General features: G+C 68.9%; 11 protein-coding genes. 5 read left to right on the forward strand and 6 right to left on the reverse strand.

Features of this window, described 5'->3' with window-relative positions; translation table 11 throughout:
- Positions 1–48: 48 nt before the first annotated feature.
- Complete coding sequence (locus tag BDO18943_RS13335) at positions 49–1023, reverse strand: LysR substrate-binding domain-containing protein (protein ID WP_175022652.1); 975 nt, start codon at positions 1021–1023, stop codon at positions 49–51.
- A 154-nt stretch (positions 1024–1177) separates the two neighbouring features.
- On the opposite strand from BDO18943_RS13335, the gene BDO18943_RS13340 reads away from it, so the two are divergent.
- The 5 genes from BDO18943_RS13340 to BDO18943_RS13360 all read left to right on the forward strand — a co-directional run bounded on the left by BDO18943_RS13340 (position 1178) and on the right by BDO18943_RS13360 (position 6595).
- On the forward strand, positions 1178–2290 hold the full coding sequence (locus BDO18943_RS13340) for a CaiB/BaiF CoA transferase family protein (RefSeq protein WP_175022653.1): 1113 nt from the start codon (positions 1178–1180) through the stop codon (positions 2288–2290).
- Positions 2287–3630, forward strand: a complete 1344-nt coding sequence (locus tag BDO18943_RS13345) for an MFS transporter (protein WP_175022654.1) — start codon at positions 2287–2289, stop codon at positions 3628–3630. The genes BDO18943_RS13340 and BDO18943_RS13345 overlap by 4 nt, the downstream gene beginning before the upstream one ends.
- Entirely contained in the window at positions 3627–4973 is a 1347-nt protein-coding gene (locus tag BDO18943_RS13350; RefSeq protein WP_175022655.1) for a PhoPQ-activated protein PqaA family protein, read from the forward strand. Before BDO18943_RS13345 ends, BDO18943_RS13350 begins: the two co-directional genes overlap by 4 nt.
- A gap of 161 nt (positions 4974–5134) precedes the next feature.
- Positions 5135–6193, forward strand: a complete 1059-nt coding sequence (locus BDO18943_RS13355) for a porin (protein ID WP_175022656.1) — start codon at positions 5135–5137, stop codon at positions 6191–6193.
- Between the two features lie 42 nt (positions 6194–6235).
- The gene (locus BDO18943_RS13360; RefSeq protein ID WP_175022657.1) at positions 6236–6595 is read left to right on the forward strand and encodes a BON domain-containing protein; all 360 of its coding nucleotides are present in this window, start codon (positions 6236–6238) and stop codon (positions 6593–6595) included.
- A gap of 22 nt (positions 6596–6617) precedes the next feature.
- On the opposite strand, the gene BDO18943_RS13365 is transcribed toward BDO18943_RS13360, so the two are convergent.
- The 5 genes from BDO18943_RS13365 to BDO18943_RS13385 form a co-directional block, all read right to left on the reverse strand.
- Entirely contained in the window at positions 6618–7640 is a 1023-nt protein-coding gene (locus BDO18943_RS13365) for an AraC family transcriptional regulator (protein WP_043179037.1), read from the reverse strand.
- 100 nt (positions 7641–7740) lie between these two features.
- Positions 7741–8937 (reverse strand): porin, encoded by a 1197-nt coding sequence (locus BDO18943_RS13370; RefSeq protein ID WP_175022658.1) that lies wholly within the window; start codon positions 8935–8937, stop codon positions 7741–7743.
- A 137-nt stretch (positions 8938–9074) separates the two neighbouring features.
- Entirely contained in the window at positions 9075–10256 is a 1182-nt protein-coding gene (locus BDO18943_RS13375; protein ID WP_175022659.1) for an MFS transporter, read from the reverse strand.
- Positions 10253–11665, reverse strand: a complete 1413-nt coding sequence (locus BDO18943_RS13380) for a D-arabinono-1,4-lactone oxidase (RefSeq protein ID WP_175022660.1) — start codon at positions 11663–11665, stop codon at positions 10253–10255. Before BDO18943_RS13380 ends, BDO18943_RS13375 begins: the two co-directional genes overlap by 4 nt.
- A gap of 74 nt (positions 11666–11739) precedes the next feature.
- Positions 11740–12966, reverse strand: coding sequence for an amino acid deaminase/aldolase (locus tag BDO18943_RS13385; protein ID WP_175022661.1), 1227 nt, complete (start codon positions 12964–12966; stop codon positions 11740–11742).
- Positions 12967–13208: the final 242 nt, after the last annotated feature.

Consider the following 13208-nt stretch of genomic DNA (forward strand, 5'->3'; position numbering starts at 1 on the left):
TGGATGGCGTGATGGCACGGCAACCGGCCCGCCTGCGATAACCGCGCGTCAACGACGTGCATGCGCGGCCGCTTCGACCGCATCGCGAAATCGCTGCAGCGCGGGCAGGCTGGCCATCGTCGCGAGGTGAATCAGCGCGATTTCCCCCACCGGCATGACCGGAAAACCACCGACCCTCCGGATCACGCCCATGCGCGCATAGTGCAGCACGGCCGACTGCGGCGCGACGGTCAGCGCGCCGAGCGCGTCGGCCATCTGCAGGTTCGTGTGAAACGACATCGATTCGACGAGCGGGCGCGGCGGCATCAGGCCGTGATCGACGAACAGCGCGTCGAACGCGCGGCGGGTATCGGTGCCGGCGTGCGGGACGATCCAGTCTTCGCGCTGCAACTGCTCCGTCGACACGCGTCGCGCATCGGCGAACGGATGCGCGAGCGGGCACGCGATCGCGAGCGGTTCTTCGTACACGGGGAGGATCGTGACGTCGAGCCCGTCGAGCTTCGATAGCGCTTCCGCGTCAGGGCGGCTGATGATGCAGTCGATCCTTCCGGCCGACAGCGCGTCCAGCAGCCCCGAGACGTTCGATTCCATGACCGTGAACCGTGGCGCGGGTGCGTCCCGCGTCAGGTGCCGCATGATCTGCGGCAACAGCGCGACGCTGACCACGGGCAGCATGCCGATGCGCAGCAGCGGCCGGCCTTCGTCGTTGCCGTCGCCGGCCAGCGCGACGTCGAATTGCGCGAGCGCGATCCGCAGGCGCTGCAGGACGGCTTCGCCATCGGCGGTCAGCCGTCCGCCGCGCGCGCCGCGCGTCACGAGCATCGTGCCGAACACCGCTTCCATCTCCTGCAGCATTTTCGTGATCGCCGGCTGCGACAGGTGCAGCACGCGTGCGGCCGCGGCGAGCGAGCCGCCGTCCGCAACCAGCTCAAGCATGCGCAAGTGTCGCAGCCGCAGGAAATTGCCCGCATTGCGTCGCCCGGAAATCAGGTCGGGATTCATGTTTTCGGAATGCTGGTTCATGAATCTTCAATTTTCATGAAAGCACAACCTGCCCACAATAGTGACTCGACCTAATGGAGAGAGACATGCGCAAGGGGTTGGGGCAAGCAGGGGACCGGCAATGGCAGCCGACCGGGGCGTCGACGCGTCGGGCGGCGGCGAAAGGAGCGCGGGCATGACGGCATTCAAACCGCTCGCCGGGATTCGCGTGCTGGATTTCACGCACGTCATCGCGGGCCCGCTGGCGACGTTCCATCTGGCACAACTCGGTGCCGAGGTCGTCAAGATCGAGAATCGCAACGGCGGCGACGTGATGCGCCGCGGCAACGGGCGGATGGGCTTCGTTGCGCTGAACGCCGGCAAGCGCTCCATCGAGCTGGACCTGAGCGACGCAGGCGACCGCGACCAGGCGCTCGAACTCGCGCGCGAAGCCGACGTGCTGGTCGACAGCCTGCGGCCGGGCGTGCTCGACCGGTTCGGCCTGGGCGACGGCGCGCTGCGGGCGCGGAATCCCGGGCTCGTCTACGCTGCGATCAGCGGCTGGGGCAACACCGGGGCGTGGCAGGGCCGGCCGGCCTACGATCATGTCGTCCAGGCGGCGACGGGCATGACGCTGATGGCCGGCCGTGAAGGCGAGCCGCCGGTCAAGACGGGCTTCCCGGTGGTCGATGCCGGCACGGGGCTCGTCGCTGCGATGGCGATCCTGGCCGCGCTGCGCGAGCGGGATGCATCCGGTCTGGGGCGGTATCTCGACGTGTCGATGACCGGCGCCGCGTTGCAGTTGATGTATCCGTTCGCGTGCCAGGCGCTCACGGCCCGCGTTGCGCCGCCGCGGGTCGGCAACCAGGGATACTCGGGCAGTCCGGCGGCGGACCTGTTCGCCACGCAGGACGGCTGGGTCGCGCTTGGCGCCAATACGCCGCGGCAACTGGCGGCCGCGCTCGGGATACTCGGGCGCGCCGACATCGCACGCGATCCGCGCTATTTCGATCCGCCGCTCGATGCCGGCGGGCCGGCCGCGTTCCTGCGCGCCAGCGACCCGGTGGCGTTGCGCACCGCGCTGGCCGCCGCGATCCGTGAATGGCGCGCGGCCGATCTCGAGGCGGCGTGCGCTGGCGTGGGCGTGGCCTGCGCGAAGGTGCGCACGATCGTCGAGTTCGTGGACGACGCGATGAACCACGACGCGCTTGAAACCGTCATGTTGTCCGACGGCGACTGCAGCGTGCTGTCGCCGGGCCTGGGCTATCGCGTGCACGCGGCGCGTCCTGACGGAGGGACGTCCGCATGAACACCGGAATGGAATGCTCGACGGACGGCGGCGGCATGGCCGCGCGCAGCGAAGCGGAGCGGGTGTTCGCGCGCATCACGAGGCGTCTCGTGCCGCTGTTGTTCCTGTGTTATCTGACCGCGTTCGTCAATCGCAACAATATCGGCCTCGCGAAGCTGCAGATGCAGGGCGCGCTCGGATTCACCGACGCGGTGTACGGCGTGGCGGCCTCGGCATTCTTCGTCGGGGTCCTGATGTTCGAACTGCCGAGCAACCTGATGCTGCGGCGGGTCGGCGTGCGCCGCACCCTGCTGCGGATCATGGTGCTGTGGGGCACGGTTGCGGCCGCGACGCTGTTCGTCAGGACGCCGGGCCAGTTCTACACGCTGCGCTTCCTGCTCGGCGCGTTCGAGGCGGGATTCTTCCCCGGCGTCGTGGTGTATCTCACGTTCTGGTTTCCGCCCGAGCGCCGCGCGAAGGTCATTGCGCTGTTCATGACGGCCGCTGCCGCAGCCGGGCTCGTGACCGGGCCGGTGTCGGGCTGGGTGCTGAATGCGATGAATGGCGTGGCGGGGCTCGCCGGCTGGCAATGGCTGATGCTGCTGGAAGGCGTGCCGAGCATCGTGCTCGGCGTGATCGCGTTCCGGGTGCTGCCCGAAGGCCCCGAACAGGCCCGCTGGCTGTCGCCCGACGAGCGCCGCATCGTGCAGCAGGCGCTGGGCGTGCCTGAGGGCCGGCATGCTGCCCGCCATCCGTTGCGCGCGGCGCTGCGGGAGCCGTGCGTCTATCTGCTGGGCTTCACGACGTTCTCGCTGGGGTGCGCGACCAACCTGCTGATTTTCTGGCTGCCGTCCATCATCGAGGCGACCGGCGTCACGAACCTGCAGCACGTCGGCCTGTACGTCGTGATCCCGAACCTGATCGGCACGATCGCGATGGTCTGGTATGGCCGCCGTTCGGATCGACGCCGCGAGCGTCACCTGCATTTCATCGTCGCGGTCGGCGCGGGCATTGCCGGACTGTGCACGATGGCCGTCTCGCACGGTGCGCTGCCCGGCGTCATGGCCGGCGCCATCCTGGCAACCAGCGGCATCGCGTCTGCGTACCCGGTGCTCTGGGCGATCGCGACCCGCCTGTTGCCGCGCGATGCCGCCGCCGGGGTGGCGCTGATCTCGAGCATGGGCGCGGCATCTGGCGTGAGTTCCGCGCTGTTCGGCGCGATTCGCGTGCGGGCGGGCAACCTCGACCCGGCGCTCTATCTCGTCGCACTCGCGCTCGTCGCCGTGGTGCTGCTGTTTGCCTGCGTCATTCGCCCCAAGGCCGCCGAAGCGGCACTCATCAACCAGGAACTGCGCTCATGAATCAGATGTTCACGGACACGCAGCCGGCGCTCGGGCCGGCACCTTTTTTCGACATGGCGGAACTGCTCGACGAATCGACGCTGGCGCCGGAGATCGTCTCGGATGGCGTGCGCGACAGCCGGCATCGTGCTGGTCGCCGGGTTCGCGTCATCGAGCTGACCTTCACCAGCCAGCAATGGCACGGGCTCGTCTGGCGGCATCCCGCCCGCATCTACGTGCCCGACGGTTATGACGGCGACGGCGCAGCCGGCATCATCGGCACGGAGCGCCAGTGCTTCGAGCCTGGGGAATGGGCCCGGCGCGTCATTCCGGGCACGACGCTCGATACCGAGGGCGAATACGCGGAAGGCACGGCGCTCGACCTCGGGATGCCGATCATGATCTTCGCGAACCCGGCCGATTGCCCGTTCGGCCTCGACGAATCGGATTTCACCGGCTATGCGCTGAAGAAGATGCTGGAAACCGGTGACCTGACCTGGAACGGGTACTACCCGATCGCGAAGGCATATCTCCGTGCCATCACGCTGCTGCATTCGCTCGCGGGCATCGGGACGAAGCGGGCCGTCCTGCTCGGCCACTCGAAGCGCGGGGTCGGCGTGGCCATCGCGTCGGGCGCGGACCCGGACCGGGTGGCGGGCGTGATGGTGTGCGGTTACCACGGCGGGAACAACCTGTATCACCTGGCAACGAAATTTGCCGAGTTCGGGCCGCACGTCGCCGGGCCGTCGGAGTCGCGCGCCGGCCCGGGCTTTCAGGGCGCGGAGACGATGCTGCGCGCGCTCAACAATCCGGTCGGTTTTCGCATGCTGATGCATTTCGATCCGTATCTGTGGCGTGACCGGATCAAGGCCGCCTATCTCGTCGCGCTCGGCACGAACGACGAGTTCTTCGCGCTCGGCGCGCCCAACAGCATGATGACCGAGATGCCGGGTGACAAGGCCTATCTCGCCATCGACAACGTGCGTCATTCGTGGGTCTCCACGAAGCATCTGGCGGCGTGGCGGATGTGGCTGGCCCGCACCTTTGCCGGCCGTCGCGTGCCGCGCATGCCGGTGGTCCGGCACGAGACGGCCGGCGACCGGCTGGCCGTGGCCGCACGCGTCGAGCCGGAGCACGTGTCGGGTGTCAGGCTGTTCCACGCGTTTCACCCGGTCTCGCAGGACTGGCGCAGCGCCACGTGGCAGTCGACGCCGATGGCGGCGCGTGACGGCGAGTGGCACGCTGCGCTGAACCTGCGGGCGGGTCACAACCTCGCGTGGTACGTCGAAGTCGAGCACGACGGCGCTGGCGGGCCGGGATACGTCAGCTCGCTCGTGCAGAACGTCGGGCGGCCGGCCGAGTAATCCAGGAGGGCGGGAATCGGTGCGCGCGAGCACGCGGAGCGCCGATCCCGGTAACAACGTGAAGCGATCGGCAACGAGTATCGATCGATTAATTCGGTATGCGAATCATGAAGTGAGGCAGTGACCAACATATAAAGCCAGGCACTGGCAGGAGGAGACGGATGAGGAAATTCGCATGGATGGCATTGCTCGGCGCGTTGCCGGGCATCAGCGTGGCGCAGTCGAGCGTGACCCTCTACGGGCAGATCGGCGGCGGGATTCGATGGACCAACGGCATGCAGGGCGGGAGCGCCGTGGGGTTCAACAACAACCTGATCTCGGGAAACGATTTCGGCATTCGCGGAAAGGAGGATCTGGGCGGCGGATTCAAGGCGCTGTTCGTGCTCGATGGCGCCTTCAGCAGCGGAACCGGCGCGGTGAAGACGGCCGGCACGCTGTTTTCGCAGGCGGCGTACGTGGGTGTGACGGGCGGCTTCGGGCGCCTGACGTTCGGGCGCCAGTTCAATGCGGCGACCGACTTCGGGATCGTCGTGGATCCGGCGGGCGGGCGCGGCCAGTCGCTTGCCATCGAGCCCGGTGTGCTGTGGGTCGGCAATCCGTTCACGCTCGATTCCCGCTTCAACAACACGATCAAGTACATCGGCGAACTGGGCGGCCTGCGACTCGCGGCGAGCTATTCGCCCGGCGGCATCGCCGGCAATACACGCGCCGGAACCAATTTCTCGGCGGCGGCGATGTATCAGTACCAGACGGTACTCGGCGGTGCGTCCTATGCGAAGACGTACAGCGCGGACGCGTCGCAGTCCGCGCAGACCTGGATGGCGGGCGGGACCTGGCAGATCGGTGCGGGCCGGCTCTATGCGAGCTACTCGGCCCTCGACATATCGAGCGCGAACCCGAGCCGGCCGCACCGTCGCGACAAGATCCCGTCGGTGGGCATCGTCTATCAGGCCACGCCGTTCCTGCAGTTCACGGCCGGCATGTACGACGACATCGGCAGAAATCTCGGTAACCGGCGCGACGCGGACGGGCACAAGCTCACGACCTATGCGGTCGTCGAATACTTCCTGTCGAAGCGCACCGAGATTTATGCGGAGTTCGATCGCAACGGTTTCTCCGGCGCATACCGCACCGATCCGACCAATATCGCGGCCATCGGCTTGCGGCCGGGCGGCAGTGGCGTGACGGGGGCGTCGATCGGCCTGATGACGAAATTCTGAGCGTCGGGTCGACGCCATTTTCCGTGTGTGAAGGGAGACTCCATGAAAGCAGTGCAACGTGTATTGATCGCGACCGCCTTGGCATGCGGCATCGTCGCCGTAGCCGGTCCCGCGCGGGCCGCATCGGACCTTGGGTCGCCAACCCTTGCCAGCGGGGCACCGGGGGACCAGGCACGCCGGGCCGACGACCGGCGCCTGACGCGCCGTGTCAGCGCCGCACTCGCACGAACACGCGGGCTGAACGCGACGCGCATCGTGGTGCGTGCCCGGAGCGGCGTCGTGACGCTGCGCGGCGGTGTGAGCGACGGTCAGCAGGCCGCGATGGCCGTGGACGCGGCCCGGCAGGTCGACGGAGTGACGCAGGTGACGAATCAGCTGCGCCTGGGCGAGCAGATGCCGTGATCGGCCCGGGCCCGCGTGACGTTCACGCGGGCGGCCGTTGCCCCTCTCTCGGCCCGTGCCCCGTCCACCGCTTGAACGCGCGCCGGAAGTTGTGCGCATCGCTGAACCCGACTTCATGCGCGACGTCCTCGATCGACAGCCGCGGGTTGCTCAGCAGCGTGAATGCGCGCTTGCGGCGGATCGTGTCGATCACCGTCTGGTACGACACGCCCTGATCGGCCAGCCGCCGCCGCAGCGTGCGCTCGCTCATGCACAGTTGCGCGGCGATCGCCGCGAGCGACGGCGCATGGCGCAGGTCGCGCCGCATGATCCGTTCGATCGATTCGAGAAATTCGGTGCCTTCGGGTTCGGGCGGCAGCGCGTCCTGCAGGAATTCGAGCGCCTGGCGATGCGCGAGCGGATCGTGGGTCGCGATCGGGCGGTTGCCGAGCGCGGCGTCGCATGAAAACAGGTTCTGTTCCTGTTCGAACCGTACCGGGCACGGGAACACGCGCGCGTATTGCTCCGCATAGGCCGGCGGCGGGTAGCCGAGATCGATGACCTTCGGCTGGAACGCGGGGCCGACGAGCGAGCGCCCGATCTTCATGAAGCTGCCGAACGCTTCCTCGACGAGGAACGCCTCGATGTCCGATTCGATCAGCAGGTTGGTCGCGCGGATCGACAGCGTGCGCGCATCCGAGATCACTTCGAAGCGCATCAGCGGCCCTGTATGGCGCTGCAGCTCGATGCCGACCACGATCGCGTCCTTCAGCGTCGGGCTCGTCAGCATCGCGTAGCCGACCAGCCCGATCGACGCGATCGTCTCGCTCGTACCGAGTTCGAGGCCGAGCGCCCGCCCCGGCGCCATCTCGAGCGCGCGGCGGATCATCGTGCTCGCCTGGCGCAATGAAATCCGGCACGACGGATTCGACAGGTCCGCGACGTCGAAGCCGAGCCCCAGGCACAGCCGCTTGGGATCGATGCCCAGTTCCTTGCTTGTCTCCGCGAGGCACCGCAACAGATGGACCGGCAGATTCGCCGTCGTATAACGGTCGGGTTCGTCCATGGATGCTCCGTATTTTTTTCCATGGATTGTACTCGTCCCGCCCGGCCGGAGACCCGGTGCCGCCCCGGCCGCGATCGCCCACATCCTGTGCGGCCCCGCTTCAGAAGTAGTGGCGCAGGCCGACCGTCGCACCGAGCTGCGTGGTGCTCGTGCTCGGCGCCTGCCCGTTTACGCCGACCAGCTGCGCGCCGACCAGGCCGCCGCGATAGATCGCGTAGTCGACTTCCGCATAGAGCATGCTGCGCTTCGACAGGCTGTAGCCGGCGATCACCTGGAACTGGCGCGCGCGGCCGTCGAAGTCCGGCGTGTAGCCCGACTGCGTGGTCCACCACGCGTTGACGGCGGCCGTGAACGCCGACGTGAACTTGTAGGTCAGCCCCGCGAGCGCCATCTTGCGGCGCCGGAACCCGCCGGGCGTCGACGGATCGACCACCTGCGCGGGCGAGATGATGCCGAGCGCGGCGAGATCGGTCGAGCTGAACGGGCCGTTCACGAACGACGTGAAGTCGTTGTCGCGCGCGTTCTCGATATAGCCGGCGTTGACGGTCGCGTTGCCGAGCGTGACGGAGCCGCCACCGCCATAGATGTCGAATTTCGCGTGCGTGACGTCGTCCCAGCTGCGCATGAACGACGCGCCGACCGTAAACGGCCCCTTGTCCGGCGCGTACGCGATCGCCGCGCCGGCCTGGCTGCCGAGCACGCCGCCGCCCGCCCGGCCGCCCGGCGCGTACTGCGCGAGCAGGTACAGGCTGCCGAGCTGCGCGCCGTACTGGATCATGTTGCTGGTGCGCGCGCCTGCGAGCATCGTCTGCTCCGGCTTGAACAGGTTGAAGTACGGATCCTGCGGGCCGGCCCACAGGTTCGAGCCGTAGGTCAGCGACACCATCTCGAACGGCACGTTGTACTGGCGGCCGAGCGTCAGCTGGCCGAGCGACGTCGACGTGAGCCCCACGTACGCGACCTGGAAGAAGTTCGGCGAGCCGGCCGGCACGATGCTGCCGCTGTTGGGGCCGAAGTGGCTCTCGACGTTGAACTGCGCGGACAGCCCGCCGCCGAGATCCTCCTGCCCCTTGAGGCCCCAGTAGCTTTCCGTCAGGCCGCCACCGTCGGCCATCGAGATCTTGCGGCCCGTCGACACCGGCGTGCCGTCGGCGCCGTAGGACACGCCGTGCGTTTCGTAGCGGATGCCCGCATCGATCACGCCGTACAGCGTCACGTTGCTTTGCGCGTGCGCGCCGGTACCGGCCAGGACCAACATCGCGCAGCACGCGGCGCGAACGCTATCGTGACGATTCATTATTCTGGACTCCGCATCGAACAGGGGACGGACGGCTCGCACCGTCGGGAACGAATGTAGAAAGCCAAATTTGCGTGGGCCAAGGCCGCGGCGGCCATTCTCGTGGTGCGTCGCGGCCACGGCATGGCGCACTGCGATCAGGGCGACGCGCTGGCCACCGCACCGGGCGTCGCGCGGCGCAGCGCGAGCCGCACGAACGGGGCGGCCGCCAGCACGGCCACGCACAGCACGTGGGCGACGCGCGTGCCGCCGAAGCGGCCGAGCAGCGCGCCCGACAGCGCGGTGCCGATGCCGGCCGCGAAGAACGTGACGACGAGCGTGCGCGCGACCAGCGAGCCGTCCGGGTCGACGTCGGACAGCATCCCGGTGAGGAACGGCACGATCACGAAGAACGCGCTGTTCAGCACGAACTGGCTCAGGAAGTACGCGCTGCCGCTGCGTGCGCTGAAGAACCATTCGATCGATGCGATCATCGCGAGCTGCGCGGCCCAGATCAGCGCGAGGCGGTGCCGGTGGCTGGCCGGATGCGACGGAATCGCCGCGCCGACGAAGCCGAGCAGCGACGACACCGACAGCAGCATGCCGATCGTCGTGGTCGACAATCCGGCGCGCTCGCCGACGAAGCCGGCGATCGCCCACTGCGACGCCTGCACGCCGTACACGAGCGCGGTCACGACCCAGATTGCGATGACCGGCCGCCACGGCAGCGTGCCGGCGCGCACGTGGGTCTGCGCGGGTGCGCTCGCAAATGCGTCGATGCCGCGGATCGCGGGCGCCAGCACGGCGACGACGGCCGCCAGCAGTGCGAACACCCAGTGCCCGAAGCCGGCCGGCAACGCGGAGATCAGCACGAGGATGCCGCCGTTGATGACGCCCGCGAGCAGGTTGATTTGCCCCCACAGGCGGTCGGTCGATGCACGCTGCGACACGCCCGACGCGACGACGACGAACAGCATCCCTTCGAACAGCCCCGTCAGCCCGCGCGCGACCGCCGCCGACACGATGCCGGGCGCGACCGCGCTGAGCGCCTGGCCGGCGATCGTGCCGACCACGCCGGCCAGCGTGAACGACCGCGCGGCACGCGCGATCCGGTGCGACAGCAGCGCGCAACTGATCGCGATGCCGAGGATCTCGGCGCTGACGAGCGCGGTCGCCGTGCCTTCGTCGAGCCGGAAGCGCGTCATCACGGCCGCGACGAGGAACGGCGACAGGATCAGGCCGTTGGTGGCGGCCGCGAACGCGAGCGCAAGACGGACGACGGCGCCGGTCGACGGATCGGGACGCGACTGCGCGGCGACATGCAGGGTGGCTGTGCTCATGAGGCCTCCGGGTTGGATCGCGGCCGATCTTGTGCGACACCGGCCGTTTCGTGCATTGGGTGTGTCCCTTGGCGGCCTGGCGTGGCGCGAGCGGCTGCAACTGCGCTTGCGCTGGCGTGTTGCGGCAGGCCGAACAGCGTGCGCAGGTACGGCGTCAGGAAGCGGCCGTGCGGATCCATCCGTTCGCGCAGTGCGAGGAAATCGTCCCAGTGCGGATAGCAAGCCGCCAGCTCGCCGGCCTTCATCGCATGCACCTTGCCCCAGTGCGGCCGCCCGCCGTGATTGCGGCAGATGGCCTGCACGCCCGAGAAGTACGCGTCGAACGGCATCCCGCGATACTGGTGCACCGAGATGCGCACGCTGTCGCGACCGTAGTCGGGGCTCAGCCAGATGTCGTCGCCGCGCACCCAGCGGTATTCGATCGGGAACATCAGCGGGAAGCTGCGGCGCGAGATGAACGCACGGATTTCGCGCAGCGCATCGGCGCCGCGTTCGGCCGGCACCGACCATTCCATTTCGTTGAAGCGCACGCGGCGCGCCGTCGACAGCATCGCGTAGCTCGCATCGACGTGCCGGCCGGCCGACACGGTCGATGCGCACAGCCGGCTCAGCGCCGGGCACAGCGACGGCACGCGCCGGCCGAGCCCGCACAGCGCGCCGAACACCGTGTTCTCGAGGAACGACTCGGACGCACGGCTCGCCCAGTGCACGGCGTCGGCCGGCTCGTCGGTCATGTTCCAGGCCTTGGTCAGCACGGTATCCGTGTGCGGGAACCAGAAGAACTCGAACGACCGGTGCTTCGCGATCAGCGTGCCCGCTTGCGCGAGGCAGTCGTCAAGACGCATCGCGCCGCGTTCGAGGCGCAGCTTGAATGCGGGCACGAGGCGCAGGCCGATCTCGGTCAGCACGCCGAGCGCGCCGAGCCCGATCCGGCCGCCCGCGAACAGGTCGGGATGCGTGTCGGCGCTCGCACGGATCTCGCTGCCGTCCGCACACATGAAGGTCAGGCTGTCGATCTGCGTCGACAGGTTGCCGAGCGTGATGCCGGTGCCGTGCGTGCCGGTGCTGGTCGCGCCGGCGATCGACTGCACGTTGATGTCGCCGAGGTTCTCCATCGCGAGGCCGTGCGCGGCGAGCGCCGGGCCCAGCGCCCACAGCCGCGTGCCGGCATGCACGCGCGCGACGCGCCGGTCGCGGTCGACGTCGATCACGCCCTGCATCGCGTCGAGCGACAGGATCACGTCGTCGGTCTGCACGAGCGGCGAGAACGAATGACCGGCGCCGGCCGCGCGCACGGTGGCGCCGGCGGCCGCCGCGCCGCGCAGCACCGCCGCGAGTGCGGTGCGCGACGCAGGCGTCGACACGGTTGCATCAGGACTGCAGACATATCCCGACCAGTTGCGCCACATGGCATTGTCTCCGTGGTTGTCGTTTGAATGGGATGAACGGGGTGATCGTTTTGAACGACGGGCCGTGCGGCCCGCTAGAAGAAGCTCTTGCCTTCGCCGCGATAGGTGGGCGCCTCGCCGACCACGCGGCCGCCGCGGATCAGCAGCAGCGTGTTGAAGCGTTCGCACAGTTCGCCGGCCTTCGCGTGGCGGAACAGGATCGGCTCGCCGATCGCCGGTGCGACGCCGCGCGGCACGCGCACGGGCGTTTGCACCTCGCCCGCGCCTTCGTTGTCGATCAGCGTGCAGCCGGCCGGCAGCCACGGCCGCGGCAGGCGGCTCTTGCCGGCCGGGCCCGATGCGATATAGCCGCCGCCCGAGCAGGTCACGATGCCCGGCTGCGGAATCCGCACGACCGGCAGCGCGAAGCCAGCGGCCGGCTGCGCATGAAACGCCGCGTAGTGATCGAACAACGCCGGTGCGTAGAGGCCGGAGCCGGCCGCGAGCTCGGTGACCGATGCGTCGCCGAGCGTGCTCTCGAAACTGCCGGTGCCGCCGCCGTTCACGAAGCGCAACGTATGGCCCGCCGCCGCGAGCGCCTGCACGGCCGCCTGGCGGCGCGCGTTGATCTCGCGCGCCGAGCGGCGCTTCAGGTGACGCACCAGCGCGTTGCGCGCACCGCTGCCCGGCTCCGTGTCGGCCACGCCGGCGATCTGCCCTTCATAGCCCATCAGCCCGTCGAGCCGTACGTGCTGCCGTTCGCCGATATGGTTCGCGAGCGAGAGGGCGCCGGCCGCATCGCGCACCGGTGAGCGGTACATGCCGAAGTACAGGCCCGGATACGCGGACGACATGTCGAGATCGATCGCGAGCTGGATCGTCACGCGTGCCTCGTGTGCGAGGCGGTCGATCGCGTCGACCTGCGCGATGGCGTCGACCATCAGCGTGATCGAGCGGCCGCGCCTGAGCTGCGCGGCCACCGCGCGCAGGTCGTCGGGCTCGACGGTCGGATACGCGACGACGATGTCGTCGAACCCGCCGTCCGCGAGCCACGCGGCTTCCGCGGCCGAATAGCACAGCAGCCCCTGCATGAACGGGCCGGCAGCGAGCACCGCGCCGATCAGGTCGCGCGAGCGCACCGACTTCGTCGCGAGCCGGATCGGCAGGCCGCGTGCGCGGCGCTTCAGATCGGCGAGGTTCGCGTCGAGGCAGTCGAGATCGACGAATGCGGCGGGCAGCCGGTGGCCCGCGAGCGCGTCGCGATAGGTCGGATAGTCGTGAACGGCGGCGGGGGCGCGATGCGGCAGGTCTGCACGGCTCATGGAACGGGCTCGGCTGGGTGGGGTGTGCGTCGCGCCGACCGTTCGGCGCGTGTCGGAAATCAGCATAGGGCGGGTCAAAATGACGACCAAGCGCTGAGCGGGTCGTTCGACGGGTCTGATCCGGCCATCCGTATCGGCCACGCGCGTGCACGGCGGTCGTGCGCCGCGCCGCTGGATTGCTGCTTGCTTGGTGTTGCGGTGCCCACGCCACGTGCAGGCCCGAACCGCCGCTGGACGGGCAT

Source organism: Burkholderia aenigmatica, assembly GCF_902499175.1.
GTDB classification, from domain to species: domain Bacteria; phylum Pseudomonadota; class Gammaproteobacteria; order Burkholderiales; family Burkholderiaceae; genus Burkholderia; species Burkholderia aenigmatica.

What these genes read in the sequence shown, in the direction of transcription:
- BDO18943_RS13335 (WP_175022652.1), bottom strand. Translation starts at nt 1,023, where the DNA reads ATGAACCAGCATTCCGAAAACATGAATCCCGACCTGATTTCCGGGCGA.
- BDO18943_RS13340 (WP_175022653.1), top strand. Translation starts at nt 1,178, where the DNA reads ATGACGGCATTCAAACCGCTCGCCGGGATTCGCGTGCTGGATTTCACG.
- BDO18943_RS13345 (WP_175022654.1), top strand. Translation starts at nt 2,287, where the DNA reads ATGAACACCGGAATGGAATGCTCGACGGACGGCGGCGGCATGGCCGCG.
- BDO18943_RS13350 (WP_175022655.1), top strand. Translation starts at nt 3,627, where the DNA reads ATGAATCAGATGTTCACGGACACGCAGCCGGCGCTCGGGCCGGCACCT.
- BDO18943_RS13355 (WP_175022656.1), top strand. Translation starts at nt 5,135, where the DNA reads ATGAGGAAATTCGCATGGATGGCATTGCTCGGCGCGTTGCCGGGCATC.
- BDO18943_RS13360 (WP_175022657.1), top strand. Translation starts at nt 6,236, where the DNA reads ATGAAAGCAGTGCAACGTGTATTGATCGCGACCGCCTTGGCATGCGGC.
- BDO18943_RS13365 (WP_043179037.1), bottom strand. Translation starts at nt 7,640, where the DNA reads ATGGACGAACCCGACCGTTATACGACGGCGAATCTGCCGGTCCATCTG.
- BDO18943_RS13370 (WP_175022658.1), bottom strand. Translation starts at nt 8,937, where the DNA reads ATGAATCGTCACGATAGCGTTCGCGCCGCGTGCTGCGCGATGTTGGTC.
- BDO18943_RS13375 (WP_175022659.1), bottom strand. Translation starts at nt 10,256, where the DNA reads ATGAGCACAGCCACCCTGCATGTCGCCGCGCAGTCGCGTCCCGATCCG.
- BDO18943_RS13380 (WP_175022660.1), bottom strand. Translation starts at nt 11,665, where the DNA reads ATGTGGCGCAACTGGTCGGGATATGTCTGCAGTCCTGATGCAACCGTG.
- BDO18943_RS13385 (WP_175022661.1), bottom strand. Translation starts at nt 12,966, where the DNA reads ATGAGCCGTGCAGACCTGCCGCATCGCGCCCCCGCCGCCGTTCACGAC.